General features: G+C 68.4%; 18 protein-coding genes. 9 read left to right on the top strand and 9 right to left on the bottom strand.

Annotated features, from left to right (window positions below; all coding sequences use genetic code 11):
* Nucleotides 1-5 precede the first annotated feature (5 nt).
* On the bottom strand, nt 6-2087 hold the full coding sequence (locus EGK76_RS06275; protein ID WP_123831993.1) for an EAL domain-containing protein: 2082 nt from the start codon (nt 2085-2087) through the stop codon (nt 6-8).
* 23 nt (nt 2088-2110) lie between these two features.
* Nucleotides 2111-3154, bottom strand: coding sequence for an EF-P beta-lysylation protein EpmB (epmB, locus tag EGK76_RS06270; RefSeq protein ID WP_123831992.1), 1044 nt, complete (start codon nt 3152-3154; stop codon nt 2111-2113).
* Between the two features lie 97 nt (nt 3155-3251).
* Between epmB and efp the strand changes: the two genes are divergently transcribed.
* The 6 genes from efp (at nt 3252) to folE2 (ending at nt 8793) form a co-directional block, all read left to right on the top strand.
* Nucleotides 3252-3818 carry an elongation factor P gene (gene efp, locus EGK76_RS06265; RefSeq protein ID WP_096300494.1) on the top strand — a complete coding sequence of 189 codons (567 nt, stop codon included), beginning with the start codon at nt 3252-3254 and terminating at the stop codon, nt 3816-3818.
* A gap of 472 nt (nt 3819-4290) precedes the next feature.
* Nucleotides 4291-5634, top strand: a complete 1344-nt coding sequence (locus tag EGK76_RS06260; protein ID WP_123831991.1) for a TRZ/ATZ family hydrolase — start codon at nt 4291-4293, stop codon at nt 5632-5634.
* 40 nt (nt 5635-5674) lie between these two features.
* Nucleotides 5675-6385, top strand: coding sequence for a bifunctional 2-polyprenyl-6-hydroxyphenol methylase/3-demethylubiquinol 3-O-methyltransferase UbiG (gene ubiG, locus EGK76_RS06255; RefSeq protein WP_123831990.1), 711 nt, complete (start codon nt 5675-5677; stop codon nt 6383-6385).
* Nucleotides 6382-7068: a phosphoglycolate phosphatase gene (locus tag EGK76_RS06250; protein ID WP_096298211.1), complete on the top strand. Its 687-nt coding sequence runs from the start codon at nt 6382-6384 to the stop codon at nt 7066-7068. The genes ubiG and EGK76_RS06250 overlap by 4 nt, the downstream gene beginning before the upstream one ends.
* The gene (locus EGK76_RS06245; protein WP_123831989.1) at nt 7065-7739 is read left to right on the top strand and encodes a phytoene/squalene synthase family protein; all 675 of its coding nucleotides are present in this window, start codon (nt 7065-7067) and stop codon (nt 7737-7739) included. Before EGK76_RS06250 ends, EGK76_RS06245 begins: the two co-directional genes overlap by 4 nt.
* 139 nt (nt 7740-7878) lie before the next feature.
* A complete protein-coding gene (folE2, locus tag EGK76_RS06240) occupies nt 7879-8793 on the top strand; it encodes a GTP cyclohydrolase FolE2 (RefSeq protein WP_233580176.1) in 915 nt (304 codons plus the stop codon).
* 249 nt (nt 8794-9042) lie between these two features.
* Here folE2 and EGK76_RS06235 read toward each other — a convergent pair whose 3' ends face one another.
* From EGK76_RS06235 to yidD, 3 genes are all read right to left on the bottom strand, one after another.
* On the bottom strand, nt 9043-9879 hold the full coding sequence (locus EGK76_RS06235) for a M23 family metallopeptidase (RefSeq protein ID WP_096298216.1): 837 nt from the start codon (nt 9877-9879) through the stop codon (nt 9043-9045).
* 78 nt (nt 9880-9957) lie between these two features.
* On the bottom strand, nt 9958-11310 hold the full coding sequence (locus EGK76_RS06230; RefSeq protein ID WP_096298218.1) for a dihydroorotase: 1353 nt from the start codon (nt 11308-11310) through the stop codon (nt 9958-9960).
* A complete protein-coding gene (gene yidD, locus EGK76_RS06225; RefSeq protein WP_096298220.1) occupies nt 11307-11543 on the bottom strand; it encodes a membrane protein insertion efficiency factor YidD in 237 nt (78 codons plus the stop codon). The genes EGK76_RS06230 and yidD overlap by 4 nt, the downstream gene beginning before the upstream one ends.
* Nucleotides 11544-11655: 112 nt before the next feature.
* Here yidD and dksA point away from each other — a divergent pair, with 112 nt between their 5' ends.
* Nucleotides 11656-12663, top strand: coding sequence for an RNA polymerase-binding protein DksA (gene dksA, locus EGK76_RS06220; protein ID WP_096298222.1), 1008 nt, complete (start codon nt 11656-11658; stop codon nt 12661-12663).
* 74 nt (nt 12664-12737) lie between these two features.
* Here the strand turns inward: dksA and EGK76_RS06215 are convergent, their stop codons facing one another.
* A complete protein-coding gene (locus tag EGK76_RS06215; protein ID WP_096298224.1) occupies nt 12738-13988 on the bottom strand; it encodes an MFS transporter in 1251 nt (416 codons plus the stop codon).
* A complete protein-coding gene (locus tag EGK76_RS06210; RefSeq protein WP_096298226.1) occupies nt 13985-14425 on the bottom strand; it encodes a SufE family protein in 441 nt (146 codons plus the stop codon). The genes EGK76_RS06215 and EGK76_RS06210 overlap by 4 nt, the downstream gene beginning before the upstream one ends.
* Before the next feature lie 180 nt (nt 14426-14605).
* On the opposite strand from EGK76_RS06210, the gene EGK76_RS06205 reads away from it, so the two are divergent.
* Together EGK76_RS06205 and EGK76_RS06200 are read left to right on the top strand one after the other, a co-directional pair.
* Nucleotides 14606-16021, top strand: a complete 1416-nt coding sequence (locus EGK76_RS06205; RefSeq protein WP_096298228.1) for a deoxyribodipyrimidine photo-lyase — start codon at nt 14606-14608, stop codon at nt 16019-16021.
* A 280-nt stretch (nt 16022-16301) separates the two neighbouring features.
* Nucleotides 16302-16931 (top strand): OmpA family protein, encoded by a 630-nt coding sequence (locus EGK76_RS06200; protein WP_233580203.1) that lies wholly within the window; start codon nt 16302-16304, stop codon nt 16929-16931.
* Nucleotides 16932-17203: 272 nt separating this feature from the next.
* On the opposite strand, the gene EGK76_RS06195 is transcribed toward EGK76_RS06200, so the two are convergent.
* The gene (locus tag EGK76_RS06195) at nt 17204-18409 is read right to left on the bottom strand and encodes an acetyl-CoA C-acyltransferase (RefSeq protein ID WP_123831987.1); all 1206 of its coding nucleotides are present in this window, start codon (nt 18407-18409) and stop codon (nt 17204-17206) included.
* A 71-nt stretch (nt 18410-18480) separates the two neighbouring features.
* The gene (locus EGK76_RS06190) at nt 18481-20853 is read right to left on the bottom strand and encodes a 3-hydroxyacyl-CoA dehydrogenase/enoyl-CoA hydratase family protein (RefSeq protein ID WP_123831986.1); all 2373 of its coding nucleotides are present in this window, start codon (nt 20851-20853) and stop codon (nt 18481-18483) included.
* Between the last annotated feature and the right edge of the window lie 3 nt (nt 20854-20856).

The raw sequence follows: 20856 nt of genomic DNA, 5'->3' as shown, positions 1-20856 counted from the left end.
CGACGCTAGTCGAAGTCGTACTGCATGCCGGGCCCTGCTGCGGCCAGGAAGTTGCCCTGCACGTAGTCGATCTCGGCGCCGAACAGGATCGACATGCTCGCTGCGTCCTGCACGAACTCGGCGATGGTGCGGATACCGAACTCGCGTGCACGACGGGCGATCTCGCCGATCCGTTGCTGGTTCTCGGTATTGGTGGGCAGATCGTCGGTGAAGCTGCGATCGAGCTTGAGCAGATGCGGTTGCAGGTGGCTGAGCAGCTGGAACGAGTCGAGGCCGACACCGAACTGCTCGAGGGCGAAACGACCGTCGAAACGGGCGATGCGCGCCGCGAAGGCCTGGGCCGCCTTGAGATGGGTGAACACCTTCGATTCGGGTAGCTGCAGCACCAGGTACTCGCCCGGCACCTGCTGTTCGGCGAGCTGTGCCCCGACGAAGTCGGCGAAGGCATCGCCGTCCAGCGAGGCCTGGCTGACCTTGACCAGCAGGGTGGTGGGCTGGCCGGCGCGGAGGCGTTGCGCGATCGCCGCGATCGCCCGCGAGGCCACGTACCGGTCGATCTCGGCGAGCATGCCGTTGTCTTCTGCGATCTGCAGGAAGGTGCTCGGAGGGATCAGTTCGCCGTCGCCGCCGTCGAGTCGCAGAAGGATCTCGTAGACTGCGGCGTTGTCGCCCTGCAGGTTGATGATCGGCTGGTAATGCAGCACAAACCCGTCTGCATCGAGTGCGCCGCGCAGCCGGGCCACCCAGGCCTGGACGCGCTCTTCCTCGACGCGGTCGACCGCGCTGGGGTCGAACACTTCGCAGCGATTGCCGCCGGTGCCCGATGCGGACTCCAGCGCGTTGCTGGCGCGCGCAAGGACCTGGGCGACGTTGGCGATCTTCTCGCCGACCTGGACGCCGCCGATGCTGATGGTGACGGTGCTCGAGCGTTCGGCGATCTCGACCACATGGTCGGCGAACCCGGCGCGCAGGCGCTCGGCGGTCGTCACCGTTGCGTGGTAGTCGCTGGCGCGTAGCAGGACCGCCAGGGTATGGCCGCCATAGCGGGCGACGGTCGCGTCGTCCCCGAGCAGGGAGCGCAGGCGCGCGGCGACGGCCGCCAGCAGATCGTCGGCATGGTCGAGCCCGATGTCGGCGAGCAACTGCTGGTGGTGGTCCGGCTCGAGCATCAGGAAGCCGTACTGCACGTCGGACTGCGCCGCGTCATCGACCGCATCCTCGATCGCGCGCAGGAACGTGGGCCGGTTCAGCAGCCCGGTGACCTGGTCGCGGTGGCGCAGTTCCTCGAGCTCCAGCACGAGGTCGGCACCGATCTCTTCGCGCCGGCGCAGGATCACCTGCAGGCAGGGCTCGCCCTCGTACTGCGCCGCGGTGAATTCCATCGCGGCCGGGAACGCTTTGCCGTCCAGGCCGCGCGCCTCGATCTCGTGTCGCGGCGGGGGCGGCTCGCCCTTGCTCAGGGATTTGAGCAAAGTCTTGAAGGAGTCGACGTGCTGCGGCGCGACCATGTCGAGCAGCGAGACCCCCTCCATGTCCTCGAAACTCTCGTAGCCGAACACTTCCAGATAGGCCGTGTTCGCGCGGATATGCATGCCCTCGTGGATGTAGGCGATCGCATCGCGCGACGAATCGATCAGTGCATCGCAGCGGCGTTCGGTCTCGCGCACCCGCGCTTCAAGCCTGCGCAGGCTGCGGCGCGCATCGCGATCGGCCCAGGCCTCGCGCACGCAGGCAAGCACCTGCTGGGGCGTGTGCCGGAGCGCGACGGCGCGGGCGCCCGACTGGATCGCGTCCACATAGTCGGCCTCCACCAGCGCATCGACCAGGGCGATCACCGGCAGGTCGCGACCGCTGTCGGCGACCCGCTGCATGACCTGCCCGAACGGCAGCATGCTGGATCCACGCGCGGCGATGACCACGTCCGGAGACTGGCTGCCGATCATGCGGCCGAGCTCGTCGTCGGATTCGGGCCGCAGTGGACGCACGGCGATGCCGGCGTTGCGCAGTCCGCTGGCGATCGCTTCCGCATTCTCGACGAGGTCGTCGACGATCAGCAGGCGCAGGGCAGTGTCGGCTCGGGTCGACATTTGGGTCTCCATGACAGACCGCCTTATGCCATGGGGGGCGCAATCCGTCCATCAGCGGCGGCGCTGATCGCGCGCTTGGATGCATCGCCTGCGACCTCGCGCACAAGACGGGGCACGAGATATCCGGAATGGCGCGCCACGAGGGCCGCATGCAGCGCGAGCGCGGTCTCGTCGTCGACTTCGAAATGCGCGGCGCCGGCCACCCGGTCGAGCTGATGCAGGTAATAGGGCAGTACCCCGGCATCGAAGCTGCGCTCAGCCAGGGCGGCGAGCGCGTCCACATCGTCGTTGACCCCCCGCAGCAGCACGGCCTGGTTGAGCACGGTGGCGCCGGTCGCGCGCAGGTCGCGCATTGCGGTATCCACCGAGGTATCGAACTCATTGGCGTGGTTGGCGTGCACGACGATCGCGACGGGCCAGGGCAGGGACGCGAGCCATCCGGTCAGCTCGGCGTCCACGCGTTCGGGCAGCACGATCGGCAGGCGCGTATGCAGCCGCAGGCGGCGCACGTGCGGCAGCTCGCGCAGCGCATCGGTGAGTTCGGCCAGCTTCGCGGTGGCCAGCGACAGGGGGTCGCCACCCGACAGCAGGACCTCCTCGATGCTCGGGTCGGCCGCGATCGCCGCGATCGCCTCGCGCCATGCACCCGCCGCCGCGGTCTCCTCCGCATAGGGGAAATGACGGCGGAAGCAGTAGCGGCAATGCACCGCGCAGCTGCCGGTCGCGACCAGCAACGCACGGCCGGCGTACTTGTGGATCACGCCTGGCCCGGCTTTGGCCGCGCCATCGCCGACCGCGTCGAGCGTGAAGCCGGGCACGGGACGCATCTCCGCGTCCAGTGGCAGGACCTGGCGCAGCAAGGGGTCGTGCGGGTCTCCGTGGCGCATGCGGGCCACGAAACCGCGTGGTACGCGCAACGGGAACTGTGCGGCGGCTTCGGACGAGACGCCGAGCGCCAGGTCCTGGAGGCCGAGCAGGGCGAGCAGCTCGCGCGGGTCGCGGACAGCCTCGCGCCAGGCCTGCTGCCAGCGGCGCGGCTGCATCGGAAGAAGGGCTGCGGGTATCATGTGCGATTGGATCCAACAGACAGAGCCACCCGCGCGTGTCGCGGGCGGTAACCCCGTAGTGTAGCCGCCGGCGCGCCCGGCCCAGCAGGAGCAGATGATGGCCAGTTATGGCATGAATGACGTCAAGAACGGCCAGAAGATCCTGGTCAACAGCGAGCCGTGCGTCATCATCGACACCGAGTACGTGAAGCCGGGCAAGGGCCAGGCGTTCACTCGCATGAAGTATCGCAACATCAAGTCCGGCCGCGTCGTCGAGCTGACGATGAAGGCAACCGACTCGGTGGAAGTGGCCGACGTCATGGACACCGACATGCAGTATCTCTACAGCGACGGCGAGTACTGGCATTTCATGAACCCCGAGACCTTCGAGCAGGTGCAGGCCGACAAGGCCGGCATGGGCGGCGCGGAGAAGTGGCTCAAGGGCGAGGAAGAATGCGTGGTGACGCTGTGGAACGGCACCCCGATCGCGGTGCAGCCGCCCAACTTCGTCGAGCTGCAGATCACGGAGACCGATCCGGGCGTGCGTGGTGACACCTCCGGCGGCGGCGGCAAGCCGGCGACGCTCGAGACCGGCGCCGTGGTGCGCGTGCCGCTGTTCGTGGGCCAGGAAGAGGTCATCAAGGTCGATACCCGTTCGGGCGAGTACGTCAGCCGGGTCAAGTGATGACGCGAGGTGTCCGGGCCGGTGCCTGCACGCAGCTGCTTGCGATCAAGTCGGGCCCCGCATCCGCGGGCGGCGCATGTCCACTGCGGAGCGTGCATGTATCGCCCCGGGCGTCCGTGTTGCCGGCGGGAGACGATGTCCAGCGCATCGGCCGATCTTCGCTTCATGACGGACTTCCGGTCAGGGGATCGAAGGCGACCCCTGCGGCTGGGCGCGAGGCTGCGCCTGGGGCCGGGGCGGACGCCAACCGCATCGGGGGCGATCGGGGTTTGCAACGCGGCTGCCGATCTGCGCGTCACCGCCGATGTGGTGCGCATCGAAAGCGCGCCCGGCAGTGAAGAGGACACGTTGAAGAGGGCACGTTCCTGCGTCGCCGCACGGGCCGGATCCTGCGCTACGGCGGCACCCGCCATGGCGTGGACGCACTGGTATCGCCCTTCCACTGGCGCCACGCCGCCGAGGACGAATGAGCATGCATGACGAAACCCCGCAGGCCATCGACCTGCTGATCGAAGCGGCGCACGTGGTGCCGGTGGAGCCGCACGCGGTGGTCCTCGACGACCACGCGGTTGCGGTGCATCGCGGCGAGATCCTCGCCGTGTTGCCGATCGCCGAGGCCCGGCAGCGTTATGCGCCGGCCGAAACGGTGGCACGTCCGCAATCGGCGCTGCTGCCCGGGCTGGTCAATGCGCATACCCATAATCCGATGACGCTGCTGCGCGGGATCGCCGACGACCTGCCACTCAAGGTCTGGCTGCAACAGCACATCTGGCCCATCGAAGGCGCAGTGATCGGCCCGGAATTCGTCGCCGACGGCGTTACCCTGGCGCTGGCCGAAATGCTCCGGGGCGGCACCACCTGCGTCAACGAGAACTACTTTTTCCCCGACGTGCAGGCCGCTGTCTACAAACAGCATGGCTTCCGTGCGCGCGTCGGTCTGCCGGTGATCGATTTCCCGACCGCCTGGGCCTCGAGCGACGACGCGTATTTCGAGCGCGCACGCGAGGTGCACGACCAGTGGCGCGACGATCCGCTGATCGCGATGGCCTTTGCCCCGCACGCGCCCTACACGGTCGGCGACGCGAATTTCGAACGCATCCGCATGCTCGCCGACCAGCTCGACCTGCCGGTGCACCTGCACCTGCACGAGACCGCGCAGGAGGTGCAGCAGTCGCTCGACAAGTATGGCCAGCGCCCGCTCGCGCGGCTCGATCGGTTGGGGCTCGTCAACGACCGGCTGATCGCGGTGCACATGACCCAGCTGACCGAGAGCGAGATCCATCTGTGCGCCGAGCGCGGTGTCAGCGTCGTGCATTGCCCGGAATCCAATCTCAAGCTGGCCTCGGGCTTCTGCCCGGCCTGCGCGCTCGAGCGGGCGGGCGTGAACCTCGCGATCGGCACCGATGGCGCTGCCAGCAACAACGATCTCGACATGTTCGGCGAGACCCGCACAGCGGCGATCCTGGCCAAGGCGGTCGCGAACGATGCTGCCGGCTTCGATGCATTCACCGCGCTGCGCGCCGCCACCCTGGGTGGGGCGAAGGCGGTCGGATTCGGTCACCTGGCCGGCTCGATCGAGCCGGGCAAGCAGGCGGACCTGATCTGCGTGGACCTGTCGCCGGTCGAAACCCAGCCGCTGCACCATGTGGTCTCGCAGTTGGTCTACGCGACCGGGCGCCACCAGGTGAGCGATGTCTGGATCGCCGGGCAGCCGAAGCTGCGGTCGCGCACACTGGTCGGGTTCGATCTCGACGCCATCACCGCGAATGCGCGCCAATGGCGCGAGCGCATCGCCACATTGCGCCCCGGCGCATGATGGCATCAAGTCCGAAGTACGTACGCAAGACGAGGGCAGCATGAACGCAGCACGCGACAACTTCCATCAGGCAGAACTGGACAAGTTCGGCGCGCTCGCCAATCGCTGGTGGGATGTCGACGGCCCGCAGAAGCCGCTGCATGCACTCAATCCGGTACGCCTGGACTACATCATCGGCCGTGCGCGACTCGACGACGCGCGGGTGCTCGATGTCGGCTGCGGTGGCGGCCTGCTCAGCGAAGCGATGGCGCGGCGCAACGCCCGGGTCACGGCGATCGACCTGGCCGAGGATCTGGTCAAGGTGGCCAGGCTGCACGGACTCGAGAGCGGAGTGGACGTGGATTACCGCGTGCAGTCGGTCGAGGCGCTCGCCGCCGAGCAGCCGGGCAGCTTCGACGTGGTGACCTGCATGGAGATGCTGGAACACGTGCCGGATCCTGCCGCGATCCTGCAGGCCTGCGCCACGCTGCTCAAGCCCGGCGGAACCCTGTTCGTCTCGACCCTCAACCGCACGCCGGCCGCGTTCGCGCTGGCGATCATCGGCGCGGAGTACGTGGCCCGGCTGCTGCCGCGCGGCACTCATCAGTACGCGTCCTTCATCAAGCCGTCGGAACTTGCGGCGTGGCTGCGCGCGGCAGGCCTGCAGCTCGAAGAGGTCACCGGGCTGATGTACGAGCCCTGGCGCAACGGCGCGCGATTGATGTCGCGCACCGACGTGAACTACCTGGCCTGGGCACGGAAACCCGAGTGAGTCCGTCCGCCCCCCGCGCGGCGTTCCCCGCCTGCGCACTGTTCGATCTCGACGGCACGCTGCTCGACAGCGCGCCGGACATGCTCGCGACCGTCAACCGCATGCTCGCCGCCCGCGGCCGTGCGCCGCGCGCGCTGGCCGATATCCGCCCGGTCGTCTCGCGCGGCGCGCGGGCGATGGCGTCAGTGGCGTTTCCCGAACTCGATGCCGAAGGCATCGCAGCACTGGTGCCCGAGTTCCTGGCGGTCTACGCCGAGGAACTGGGCCGCCACGGCGCGCCGTTCGAAGGAATCGAGCCGATGCTGGCCGCGCTGGAAGCGGCCGGTACCCGCTGGGGCATCGTGACCAACAAGCCCGAATACCTGGCCGCGCGCCTGCTGCCGCAGCTGGGTTGGCAGGATCGCTGCGCGGTGCTGGTCGGCGGCGACACCTTGGCCGAGCGCAAGCCGCATCCGTTGCCCTTGCTGCACGCCGCCGAGGCGATCGGTGTGGCGCCCGGCGACTGCGTCTATGTCGGCGACGACGCGCGCGACATCGCCGCCGCGCGAGCCGCAGGCATGCCTTCGGTGGTCGCGCTGTGGGGCTACCGCCTGGAAGAGGACGACCCGATCGCCTGGCAGGGCGACGTGATGCACGACGCACCGGATGCGCTCGCGGTGCCGCGCGGCTGGCCGGCGCCATGAGCGCTGCATTGCGACCGGCCGACGAGGATTTCGTCGCCAAGTGGCAGGCGCGCTGGCCCGAATGGCGCATCGGCATGGCGTTCGTCGAACCAGCCATGCGCGAGCGTGCAGCCGCATGGTTCTCGCTGCTCGAGGAGTTCGGCGACGCCGCATGGGCAGGGGCCGAGGCGACCCCGGGCCTGGCCAAGCTCGCGTGGTGGCAGGAGGAGCTGCAGGGCTGGGGCAAGGGTGCGCGGCGCCATCCGCTGGGGACGCACCTGCAGCGCGTGGATGCCCCATGGCAGACGCTGGCGCTCGCCCTGCGGCTGCTCCCGGCGACCCGCGAACATCCGAACCAGCTCGCCGGCAACCTGGCGCAGACGCAGGATCTCGCCCTCGCGATCGCCGCATGCGAGGCGCGGCTGTTCGGAGACGGCAGCCGCGACAGTGGCGATGGCCGCATCACGGCGGTCCCGCTGCTCGCCCAGCAGGCCCTCGTGCGCATCGATCGCGCGCTGGCCGCGGAGCTGCTCCAGCAGTGGCCCTCGCGCGACGCCGGCACGCGCCCGCGCCGCATCGCCAACGCCATCAGCGGCGCGCGGCTGGCGATCCTGGCGCGTACGGACGAGGCGCGGCCGGTACCTGCATTGCGCGTGCTGTGGTCGAGCTGGCGCGCCGCCCTGGCGCGCTGAATCCCGTTCCAATAGGGTCGGCGGAAACGCAGCGTTGCGGGGGCCGTGTTGGGCGAGCCGGTAGACTGCGCGTCTTCGCTTCATGTCGGTGCGCGCGCCGCCCGACGCTTCATTTCCCGCATTCCGCCGCGAGCCCGTATTGAACACCGCATCGATCACCGACCGCCTCCCCGACGTTGCCGGCGACCAGGCCCAGGCCGCACGCCTGCTGGACTGGGTCGGCATGGGCAACATCGCCATCCCGCTGCGCATCGAGGATGCCAATGGCGGAACTGTGACGGTCCCGGCTTCCGCAGATATCGGTGTGAATCTGATCGATCCCGATGCGCGCGGGATCCATATGTCGCGGCTGTACCTGCATCTGCAGGATGCATTCTCGAGCCAGACGCTCGACCGCGGCACCATCGCGCGGGTTCTGCGCGACTGCATCGAGTCACAGCGCGGGCTTGCCGACCGAGTCCAGCTGACGCTGCGCTATGGGCAGTTGCTACGGCGCCCCGCACTGGCCAGCGCGCACAGTGGCTGGAAGACATATCCGGTCGAAATCGATGCGGTGCTGTCACCGGATGGGCTGGCGCTGACACTCGCGCTGTCGGTCGAATACTCCAGCACCTGCCCGGCGTCCGCTGCGCTCTCGCGCCAGCTCAATGCTGCCCGCTTCGCCGGCGACTTCACCCCGTCCACCAGCGGTTTCGACGCAGTCCGCGAATGGCTGGAATCGCCGCGCGGTCTGGCCGCGACCCCGCATGCCCAGCGCAGTCGTGCCGATGTGCGCATGCGCCTGGCCGACGACGTCGATGTGTTTCCGGTCCTCGCGATCGTCGATGCCCTGGAGCACGCGCTCGGCACGCCGGTGCAGACCGCGGTCAAGCGCGAGGACGAGCAGGCCTTCGCCAGCCTCAACGCCGAAAACCTGATGTTCTGCGAGGACGCCGCCCGCCGTGTATCGGCGGCCCTGTCGTCGGATCCGCGCATTGCCCGTTTCGAGGCGACGGTCTCGCATTTCGAGAGCCTGCACGCGCACGACGCGATTGCCCGGGTCAGCGGTCCCTGAGGTCTCCGCCAGCGGGGTACGGGCGGGATTGACCGGCCCGGAAGGCCGCATCGACCTGGCGAATCGCAGACCCTCCCGTCACCGCATCCGGTCCAGGGCGCGTCAATGATCGGCTGCTTGTGGCGGCGCGCGGATCGGATTGGATTGCCGCGCTGGCTCCGACTCGCCTGCGGCGTCGCTGCCGGGGAATGATGTACCCATCAGCTGATCTGGATACGCTTGGCGCGCAAGAAGCGCTGGCGCATCCCGTCAGGGCCGCTCCAGCGCAAGCTGGGGATCGACCCGCACATCGAGCCAGTTCATCCCCCAATGCAGGTGCGGCCCGGTGGCGCGTCCGGTCGCGCCGACCGCGCCGATGACCTGGCCCTGTTCGATCCGATCGCCCACCTTGGCATCGATGCGCGAGAGATGCAGGAAGTTCGAACTCACGCCATGCCCATGGTCGAGCAGCAGGGTGCCGCCGGTCAGATAGAGGTCGGGCGCGGCGAAGGTGACGATACCGGCGGCCGGTGCCCTGACCGGAGTGCCGGTCGGTGCCGCAATGTCCATGCCCGAATGCGGCGAGCCCGGCTGTCCGTTGTAGGAACGGGCGCGGCCGAAGCGCCCGCTGATGCGGCCCTCCACCGGACGGATGAACCCGTTGCCGAAATCGACACGGTCGTCGTCGCGCTGGCGGGCCTCGGTGACCTGCGCCTGTTCCCGCCGGATGCGCTCGGCGATCGCCGGCGGCGGATTGACCGTGGCCGGCGGCACACCGTTGACGCGTTCGACCGGCCAGTCGCGTGGCGTGATCGCGATGGAGGCCGGGTGGCGGCTGCCATCCGGGCGTGTCACGTCCAGTTGCACCGGGCCGGTTTCGTCGCGGCCGATGCCCAGGACCACGGTGCCGTAACCGCTGACCCGCAGGTCGCGATCGCGGAACCGGACCCGGCTGCCTGCCGGCACCTTGCCGACGACGAGGCTCCCCTGCTGCACCTGCGCCGGAAAGCGCACATCGCTCGTGTCCTGCGCGACCAGCGGCGCCGCGAGCAGGAGCGAAAGGACGATCAGCGCCAGCGCGAGCTGGGAACGGCGAAGCAGGGTCATGCGTGGTCCGGGTGGGAGTCGGATGGAGGGGCGCGCACGCTACACGTCAGCCGATGAAGGCGGTGCAGCGCGGCGCTCTCAGCGGGCGAAGGCGAGACGCTGCCCGGCCGGCTCACCGACGAGCTGGCTGCCATCCCATGCGAGGCGGCCGTTGACCCAGGTCGAGGCGATGCGCGAGCGGAAGGTCGTGCCCTCGAACGGTGACCAGCCGCACCTCGACAGCACCTGCTCGCGCTGCACGGTGAAGGGGACGTCTTCCACCATGACCAGGTCGGCGAAGTAACCCTCGCGCAGGAAGCCGCGCTCGGCGACATCGAACAGCTGCGCCGGCGCATGCGCGAATTTCTGCACGACCCGGGTGATGTCGAAATGGCCTTCGTGCACGCACTCGAGCGCGGCGACCAGGGCGAACTGCACCAGTGGCAGGCCACTCGGCGCGCGCGTGTACGGGTTTTCCTTCTCGCTCAGCAGGTGCGGCGCATGGTCGGTGGCCAGCACGTCGATGACGTCGTCTGCCAGCGCGCGCAGCAGCGCCTCGCGGTCGGAGGCGTCCTTGATCGCGGGATTGCACTTGATCAGATGACCCAGGCGCGCGTAGTCGGCGCGGTCGAAGCGCAGGAAGTGGATGCAGGTCTCGGCGGTGATGCGCTTGCGCAGGCGGCCCGCGGCATCGACCAGCGGACCGCGCTCGAACAGCGCCAGTTCGTCTGCGGTCGAGATGTGCAGCACATGCAGGCGGGTGTCGTGGCGGCGGGCCAGCGAAAGCGCCAGCTGCGTCGACTTCATGCAGGCCTCGCGCGAACGGATGTCCGGGTGGCATTCGGCGGGGATGTCCTCGCCGTACTTCGCCACGTACTCGCGCTGGATCGCGTCGATCGTCGGCGTGTCCTCGCAGTGCGTGATGATCGGGACCGGCGTTTCGCGGAAGATGCCGTCGAGCGTGTCGGGATCATCGACCAGCATGTTCCCGGTCGACGCACCCATGAACACCTTGACGCCCGGCGTGGTCAGTGGATCGATGCGACGCACGTGGTCGAGATTGTCGTTGCTCGCGCCCATGTAGAAGCCGTAATTGGCCCGGGCGCGGCCGGCGGCGCGGTCGTACTTGTCCTGCAGCACGTCGGCGCTGAGCGTCGGCGGGCTGGTGTTGGGCATGTCCATGAAGCTGGTCAGGCCGCCGGCGACGGCGGCGGCCGACTCGGTCGCCATGTCGGCCTTGTGTTCCAGGCCCGGCTCACGGAAGTGCACCTGGTCGTCGATCATGCCCGGCAGCAGCCAGCGGCCGGCCGCATCGACCACGGTGTCGCCGCTGCGCGCGTCCAGTGCACTGCCGATCGCGGCGATGCGGCCGTCGGCGCCGATACGCAGGTCACCATCGAAAATCCGGCCTTCGTTGACAAGGCGTGCGTTGCGGATCAGGGTCGAAGTCATGCTCGGGGGTCCAGTTTCGGCATCGGCACGGGATCGTGTCCGCCCGGATGCAAGGGATGGCAGCGGAGAAGCCTGCGCAGCGCAAGCCAGCCGCCCCGCAGCACGCCGAAACGGGCGAGGGCAACCATCGCGTAGCTCGAGCAGCTGGGATGGAAACGGCAGCGCTGGCCGAGCAGGGGGCTGACAAAGCGCTTGTAGCCGCGCAACACGAGGATGAGCAGGCGCGCGATCACGACAGGTCGGCGAGGGCGATGAACACAGGGGTGGGGGCGGTTGCCGCTGCAGGGTTAGGCAGGGTATAACACGCCGCTTCCCCGCCCAAGGGAATGACAAGGAAAGCAGCTCGTGGCAGTCAAGAAACCCGCAAAGAAGGCCGTCAAGAAGGCCGTCAAGCCCGCAGCGAAAGCGCCTGCCGGGAAGAAGGCTGCCCCCGCCAGCAAGGCTGCGGCGAAGAAAGCGCCCGCCAAACCGGCTGCGAGCAAGGCACCGGCCAAGGCGCCTGCGAAGAAGGTGGCCAAGACTGCGCCTGTCAAGGCACCCGCGAAGAATACGGCAAAGGCGGCTTCGGCGAAGACCGCACCCGCCAAGGCACCTGCGAAGAAGACGGCGACAGCGGCTCCGGCAAAGACCGCGGCCGCCAAGCCGGCGACGAAGCCGAAGCCCGCAGCCGCTCCCGCGGTTGCGAAGACGCCCGTCGCAAAGAAGACGGCACCGGCGAAGTCGATCAGCGACAAGCCGGTTGCCGCACCGAAGGCGGGGGCCCCGAAGACGGCTTCCGCCCCGGCGAAAACCGCCGCGCCGAAACCGGCGCCGGCATCCACTCCCACAAAGCGTCCACGTCCGGCCGGCAAGGTCGCCGTCGCGGGCGTTGCGCGCCAGCAGGTTCCGGCGCCAAGAACAAAGGTGAAGGTCGTGCAGTACAAGACCGATGCAGAAACAGGTCGTCCCATTCTTCCGCAGGGCTACAAGCCCAGCGCCGACGAGGAGTACATGAGCCCGTTGCAGCTCGAGTATTTCCGCCAGCGCCTGCTCAACTGGCGCGCGGATCTGGTGGAGGAATCGAAGCAGACGATCGAAAACCTCAAGGACGAGGTCCGTGACGTCGGCGACGAAGCCGAGCGCGCAACCCGTGAAACCGAGAACTCGCTCGAACTGCGTACCCGCGATCGCTACCGCAAGCTGATCGGCAAGATCGACAGCACGCTCAAGCGCGTGGATTCGGGCGAATACGGCTACAGCGTGGACTCGGGCGAGGAGATCGGTCTCGATCGCCTCGAGGCACGCCTGACCGCCGAGCGCACCATCGACGAGCAGGAGCGCTGGGAACACCTGCAGAAGCAGATGGGCGAGTGATCACCGCGCCTCGGCGCTGACGAAGGAAGCCCGCGCAAGCGGGCTTTTTTCTTGGCTGTCCGATCCGCGGGCGCTCATTGCAGATCGCGCAGGTCGAGCCGCCGCAGTCTGGGCGCCCGCCAGGCGGTCGTCGCGACCACCCCCATCGTCACGAAGCCACCGAGCACCACCGCCGGCACCAGCCCGAGCAGGCGCGCCATCGAGCCCATGTAGAACGCGCCGATCTCGTTCGAGGAGCCGACGAACAGACCATTGATCGACGAGACGCGTCCGCGCATGTGATCCGGGGTCGCCAACTGCATGATCGTCGAGCGCATGACCACCGAGATGCCGTCGCACATGCCCGACAGCAGCAGGAAAAAGGCCGACAGCCAGAACGCCGTCGACAGGCCGAAGCCGACCATGCACAGCCCGAAGCCCGCAACCGCGAACAGCAGGATGCGCCCCGCGTTGCGCTGGATGGGATGGCGCGCCAGCCAGATACCCATCGCGACCGAACCCAGAGCGGGCGCGCCGCGCAGGATGCCCAGGCCTTCGGGACCGTAGCGCAGGACGTCGTGGATGAAGGCGGGCGCGAGCGAGATCGCACCGCCGAACAGCACTGCGAACATGTCCAGCGCCAGCGCAGCCAGCAGGATCTGGTGCCCGAACACGAAACGTCCACCCTCGGCGATGCTGGCGAAGATCGGCGCGCGCTGCAGCTGCGGTGCGGGTTCGGTGACCTGCATGCGCGCGAGGAACGCGATCACCACGAGGGCCAGCGCCGAGGCCAGCAGGTACGCCGCGGCGGTGCCCGCCCAGCCCACGACGAACCCGCCGATCGCCGGGCCGACCACGACCGCGGCCTGGAAGGCGATGCTGCCGAGACTCGCGCCGCGCACGAACTGATCGCGCGGCAACACCCGCGCGAACAGCGCGTTGTAGACCGGCCCGAGAAATGCCCGGACCATGCCGGTCAGCATGATCGGCAGATAGATCAGCCAGATGCTGCCTTCGAAGACGCCGAGCGCCAGCATCGCCAGCAACAGCGGTGTGATGGAAAGTGCGGCCGCGGCGGCCATGCCGAGTTTTCGGCGAGGCAACTGGTCGACCAGATACCCCGCGAATGGCGCCACACAGAAGTAGGGCAGCACTTCCGCAAGCCCCACGAGCCCGAGCATCCACGGGTCTCCGGTACGCGCGTAGATTTCCCAGCCCACGGTGACCGCGACGATCTGGTAGGACAGGATGGTGAAGATCCGATAGCCGAGCAGGCGCCGGAATCCGGGGTTGCGCAGCGGCGCCGCGCGGCTTTCGGCAGGCGCGGCGTCGGAGCGTCTTCTCACGCCAGTTCGGTCTGGGCCCGTTCGCGGATGACCGCGAGCAAAGCCGCCAGTCCGTTGCTGCGGGTCGGCGACAGGTGCTTGGCCAGGCCGATGTCTGCGATGTAGTCCGCGTCGGTGTCGACGATCTCGCGCGCACTGCGTCCCGAATACACCCGCAGCGCAAGATAGATCAGCCCCGAGACGATCGCCGAATCGCTGGCGGCGGCGAAGTCCAGGCGCCCGGCATCACCGGACGGCACGATCCAGACCATGGACTGGCAGCCCTGCAGGCGGTTGGCCTCGGTCCTGAGTTCATCGGGGAAGGGCGGCAGCTTGCGACCCAGATCGATCAGGTACTGGTAGCGTTCCGACCAGTCGCTGAAGAACGCGAATTCCTCGGCGATCGCGCGCTGCGCCTCGGCCGGTGTGGGTTCGAGCGGGAAGGGGGAGGCGGTCACGGCGGCAATCGGGTCTCTGACGCGGCCTGAGGGCCGGGCCGTTATTGTGACCGATCCTGCCCGCAGCTTCCGTCATGGTCGCAGGGACATGTCGGCACTGCGTCGCGCCTGCCGCCTTCTCGCGCATGGCCCGGCGCGGTCCAATCACAGCCGCGCCGCAGGGGCGCAACAGGAGCGCGCATGGCACAGGCGATCGTGTGGTTCCGCAACGACCTGCGGCTCGACGACAACCCGGCGCTGCGCGCCGCGCTCGACGCGGACCTCGCGCCGGTGTGCGTCTACATCCACGCGCCGGACGAGGAAGGCACCTGGGCGCCTGGCGCGGCCTCCAACGCCTGGCGCCACCGTTCGCTGGCCGCCCTCGACGCGCAACTGCGTCGCCGTGGCAGCCGCCTGCGGCTGTTCCACGGTCCGAGCCTGGCGACGCTGCAATCGCTGGTCGACACCTGCGAGGCGCAGGCAGTGTTCTGGAACCGGCGCTATGAGCCGCGGATCGAGACGCGCGACGCGTTGATCAAGTCGGCGTTGCGTGGATCGGGCGTGCGCGCCGAGAGCCACAATGGCGCGCTGCTGTTCGAGCCGTGGGCGCTGCAGACCGGGCAGGGCGGGCCATACAAGGTGTTCACCCCGTTCTGGCGCAAGGCCCTGTCGGAGTGGCGGCTGCAGACGCCGTGGGAGGCACCGCGAACGCTGCCGTCGAGCGAGGCCGGGCCGGCAGGCGTCGCGCTGGACGCGCTGGGTCTGCGGCCGGCGCGTCCCTGGGACGCGGACTTCTGGCCGCTGTGGCAGCCGGGCGAAGCGGGCGCGTCGGAGACACTCGAAATCTTCATCGATGGCGCGCTGCGCGGCTACAGCGCCGGTCGTGACCGGCCCGACCGGGTGGGCACGTCGCGCCTGTCGCCGCATCTGCACTTCGGCGAGATCGCGCCCTGGCGGGTCGTGGCCGCGATCGAGGCCGGCCGCACCGCCGCGACGGCGCCGGATATCGATGCCTACATCCGCGAACTGGGCTGGCGCGAGTTCGGCCATCACCTGCTGCACCACTTCCCGCATACGCCCGAACAGGACTTCAATCCGCGCTTCGCGCGCTTCCCCTGGGCGCGTGACGCCTCCGCCCTGATCGAAGCGTGGCATCTGGGGCGCACCGGCGTGCCGATCATCGATGCGGGCATGCGCGAGATGTGGAGCACGGGCTGGATGCACAACCGCGTACGCATGATCGTCGGCAGCTGGCTGTGCAAGCACATGCGTGTCCACTGGCGCGAAGGCGCGCGCTGGTTCTGGGACACGCTGGTGGATGCGGACCTCGCCAACAACACCCTCGGCTGGCAATGGATCGGCGGCACCGGTGCCGACGCCGCGCCGTACTTCCGCATCTTCAATCCGGTGACCCAGGCGCAGAAGTTCGACCCCGCCGGCGCATACATCGCCAAGTGGCTGCCGGAACTGGCCGGGATTCCGGTGCCGCTGCGTTTCAGCCCATGGACCGCGCCCGATGTGCTGAAGCGCGTTGCGCCCGGCTACCCGTCGGCGCCGGTCGTGGATCTCGCCGGCGGGCGGGAGGCGGCACTCGCCGCCTACCAGCGTTCGCGCTGAGTGCGCCCGTTGGCGCGCGGAGGGTCGCTTCAGCCGCAAGCATGGCGTCGCGCCCAAAGGGCTGTGTTCCGTCTCGGCGAGCACGTTCTCGATGCAGCGCCGCATACCCGCTGCTTGGCTGAACGGGGCCCCTCGCTGGAAAACTACCGTCACTCCCCGTGCATTCTGAACACGCTAATTTCGGCGCCGATGAATTGCCGGGCATCCGCCCGGAACCAGGAGACCGACACCAATGCGTAGACTCAATACCGCAGGCCTTACCACTGCACTCGCCGGCGCGATGCTGCTCACCAGCTGCGCCACCTATACGGGTCAGACGCAGTCGCCCGACGATCCGAACCGCACCCGGAACAATGCCCTGATCGGCGCCGGAATCGGCGCGGTGGCCGGCCTGCTCAGTGGCGGTGACGCCACCGAGCGCCGCCAGCGTGCGATGGTCGGGGCAGGCGTCGGTGGTCTCGCCGGTGGCGCGGTCGGCGCGTATCAGGATCGCCAGGAAGCGGAACTGCGTCGCCAGACGCAGGGCACCGGCATCCAGGTTGATCGCGAGGGCGATGTCATCAAGCTCAACCTGCCCGACGGCGTGACCTTCGACTTCGGCAAGGCCGATCTCAAGCCGCAGTTCTACCCGGCGCTCAACAACGTTGCGCGCACCCTCGCCGAGTACGACCAGACGATGGTGGAAGTCTCCGGTCACACCGACAGCGTCGGCAGCGACGCGGTCAATCAGCGGCTGTCGGAACAGCGCGCCAATTCGGTCGGCAACTATCTGATCGGCCAGGGCCTGCTGCGTCAGCGCTTCGAAATCGTCGGTTTCGGCAAGAACCGTCCGGTGGCCGACAACAGCACCGAACAGGGTCGTGCACTGAACCGCCGGGTCGAGATCCGTGTGATTCCGCTGCAGTCGTAATGGACTGCAGTCGGTCGGACGCGCGGTAGCCTGCCCGGCACGCTGCCGCGAGTCGACAAGAAAAGCCCCGGCAGTGCCGGGGCTTTTTTTTTGCATTGCGATCGCAAGCGGTCCGGGCGTGCCGCAATGCGGATCAAGACGTCCGCATTACGTAGCCGGATGCTCGCCACTGTGCTGCGGCGAGGGTGCCTGATTGAACGATCGCGCGACGCGTCGAACATTCGCCCCAGCGCGAGCCGGGGCTCATGTTGGCATTCGCCGCGCTGCCGGACTCAGAGCGCCTCGATCACGCCCGCCGCGCCCATGCCGGTACCGATGCACATCGTCACCAGGCCGTAGCGCTTCTTGCGACGACGCATGCCGTGGACGATGGTCGCGGTGCGGATGGCGCCGGTCGCGCCCAGTGGATGACCCAGCGCGATCGCACCGCCCAGCGGGTTGACCTTGTCCGGATCAAGCCTGCTGTCGCGGATCACCGCCAGCGCCTGCGCGGCGAAGGCCTCGTTGAGTTCGATCCAGTCGATGTCGTCGAGGGTCAGCCCGGCCTGCGCCAGCGCCTTGGGAATCGCCGCGATCGGCCCGATGCCCATCACTTCCGGGCGCACGCCGGCGACGGCGAAGCTGACGAAGCGGGCCAGCGGCTTGAGGCCGTAGTCCTGCACCGCGCGTCCGGAGGCCAGCAGGATGCCGGCCGCGCCGTCGCTCATCTGCGAGCTGTTGCCGGCGGTCACGCTGCCACCGAACTGGCCGTTGCGGAACACCGGGCGCAGCTTGACCAGGCCTTCGATGGACGAGTCCGGGCGCGGACCTTCGTCGGTGTCGACCAGCAGCTTCCTGAGCCGCACGGTGTTGCCGGCCAGGTCAGGCTGGTGGGACACGATCTCGTAGGGCGAGATCTCGTCCTTGAACTCGCCGGCCTGGATCGCCGCCATGGCCTTCTGGTGCGAGGCGAGGGCGAATGCATCCTGGTCTTCCCGCGAGACCTTCCATTCCTCTGCGACCTTCTCGGCGGTGATGCCCATGCCGTAGGCGATGGCGACGTGGTCGTCCTTGAACACGCTCGGGGAGAGCGCGACCTTGTTGCCCATCATCGGCACCATGCTCATGCTCTCGGTGCCACCGGCGAGCATCAGGTCGGCATTGCCGAGGCGGATCTCGTTCGCCGCCAGCGCAACCGCCTGCAGGCCGGACGAGCAGAAACGGTTGATGGTCTGCGCGGCGATGGTGTCGGGCAGGCCGGCCAGCAGCACGCCGATGCGCGCCACGTTCATGCCTTGCTCGCCTTCGGGCATCGCGCAGCCGATCACGGCGTCGTCGATACGGTTGACGTCGATGCCCGGCGCCTGCGCGACGACGGCCTTGAGCACGTGCGCGAGCATGTCGTCGGGACGGGTATTGCGGAATACGCCCTTTGGCGCCTTGCCGACCGGGGTGCGGGTGGCGGCGACGATGTAGGCGTCCTGGATCTGCTTGGTCATTGAAAACTCCGGAATTCGATGTCGAGGTTCGGGAAGCGGAACGCGCGCCGCCCGCAGGCGGCGCCCGGACCTCAGTTCCTGAGCGGCTTGCCGGTCTTGAGCATGTGGCCGATGCGTGCCTGGGTCTTGTCCTGCTGGGCGAGCTCGACGAAGTGCTTGCGCTCGAGGCGGAGCAGCCAGTTCTCGTCGACGACCGCGTTGCGGTCCACATCGCCGCCGCAGAGCACGGTCGCGATGCGCTCGGCGATCTCGTAGTCGTACTCGCTGACGAAGCGGCCCTCGAGCATGTTGACCAGGAGCATCTTGAAGGTGGCAATGCCGACGTCGCCGGCCACACGGATGGACCGCGCGGGCATCGGCGGACGGTAGCCGGACTCGGCCAGCGCAGCCGCCTGCTGACGGGCGACATGCAGCAGCTCATACGCGTTGAAGGTCACGATGTCGTCGGCGCGCAGCAGTCCGAGTTCCTTGGCGTTGACCGCGGAATTGGACACTTTCGCCATCGCGATGGTCTCGAAGGTCTTCTTCAGCTCGGCGAACACGTCGCCGCCTGGGCCTGCGGCCTCCGACGCACGCACCGCCAGTTCCTTCAGCCCACCGCCGGCCGGGAGCAGGCCGACCCCGGCCTCGACCAGGCCGATGTAGCTCTCCAGGTGCGCGACGGTACGCGCGCTGTGCATCTGGAACTCGCAGCCGCCGCCCAGCGCCATGCCGCGCACGGCCGCAACCACCGGCACCAGCGAGTACTTGATGCGCTGGCTGGTCGCCTGGAAGTTCTCGACCATCGCCTCGAACGCGTCGACCTTGCCGGCCTGCAGCAGGCCCAGCGCACCGGCGAGGTCGGCCCCGGCAGAGAAGGGCTCCTTCGGCTGCCAGATCACCACGCCCTTGAACTTGCGCTCACTGATGCCGATCGCTTCCTGGATGCCGTCGAGCACATGGTCGGACACCGTATGCATCTTGGTCTTGAAGCTGATCACGCCGATATCGTCGCCATCGGTCCACAGGCGGATGCCGTCGTTCTCGTAGACCGTCTCGCCCTGGTCGAAGCGCTCGCCGAGCAGCGGATCGGGGAAGCGCTGGCGGCGATAGACCGGCAGGGCCGAGCGCGGCAGCTTGGCGTTCTTGGCCGGGCTGTAGCTGCCCTCGGCGGCGTGCACGCCCTCGCGGCCGTCGAACACCCAGTCGGGCAGTGGTGCGCTGCTCATGGTCTTGCCGGCGATGATGTCCTCGGCGATCCAGTCGGCGACCTGCTTCCAGCCCGCGGCCTGCCACAGTTCGAACGGCCCCTGCTGCCAGCCGTAGCCCCAGCGGATCGCGAAATCTACGTCGCGGGCGGTCTCGGCGATCTCCTCGAGGTGCACCGCGCTGTAGTGGAACAGGTCGCGCAGGATCGCCCAGACGAACTGCGCCTGCGGGTGGTCGCTCGCGCGCAGCTTCGCCATGCGCTCGGCCGGATCCCGGGTCTTGAGGATCTCGACGACCTCATCGGCGGCCTTGCGGTCGGAGGGGCGGTAGTCCTGCTTCTCCAGATCGAGGACCAGGATGTCCTTGCCCGCCTTGCGGAAGATGCCGGCACCGGTCTTCTGGCCGAGCGCGCCCTTGTCGATCAGCGCAGTCAGCCACCTGGGTGCGGCGAAATACTTGTGCCACGGATCCTGCGGCAGCGTATCGGCCATCGTCTTGATGACGTGCGACATGGTGTCCAGGCCGACCACGTCCGAGGTGCGGTAGGTCGCCGACTTCGGGCGGCCGAGCAGGGGGCCGGTCAGCGCATCGACCTCATCGAAGCCGAGGCCCGACTCCTGCGTGTGGTGGATGGTCGACAGGATCGAGAAGACTCCGATCCGGTTGCCGATGAAGTTGGGGGTGTCCTTGGCGTAGACGACGCCCTTGCCGAGCTGGGTGGTCAGGAAGGTCTCGAGGCCTTCGAGCACCGCCTTGTCAGTGGTACGGGCGGGGATCAACTCGGCCAGATGCATGTAGCGCGGCGGATTGAAGAAGTGCACCCCGCAGAAACGATGGCGAAGTTCCTCGGGAAGAACGTCCGCCAAGGCATTGATTCCCAAGCCAGAAGTATTGCTCGCCAGCACGGCGTGCGCCGCCACGTGGGGTGCGATCTTTCGGTAGAGGTCCTGCTTCCAGTCCATCCTCTCGGCAATGGCCTCGATGATCAGGTCGCAGTTCTCGAGCTCCGCCAAGCCGGTTTCGTAGTTCGCCGGGACGATCCTGTCGGCCAGCGACTTCGCGGCAAGCGGCGCGGGGCTGAGCTTGGACAGGTTCGCCAGCGCCTTGCGCACCACGCCGTCCTTGTCGCCGTCCTTGGCCGGCAGGTCGAACAGCACCGTGTCGATGCCCGCGTTGGTCAGATGCGCGGCGATCTGGGCGCCCATGACACCGGCCCCGAGGACCGCAGCACGGCGTACAAGCAGTTTCTCAGACATTTG

This window comes from Luteimonas sp. 100069, from assembly GCF_003813845.1.
GTDB lineage: Bacteria > Pseudomonadota > Gammaproteobacteria > Xanthomonadales > Xanthomonadaceae > Luteimonas > Luteimonas chenhongjianii.
Note: the sequence above shows the minus strand (reverse complement) of the source record. Positions and strands in the feature narration are given on the sequence as shown.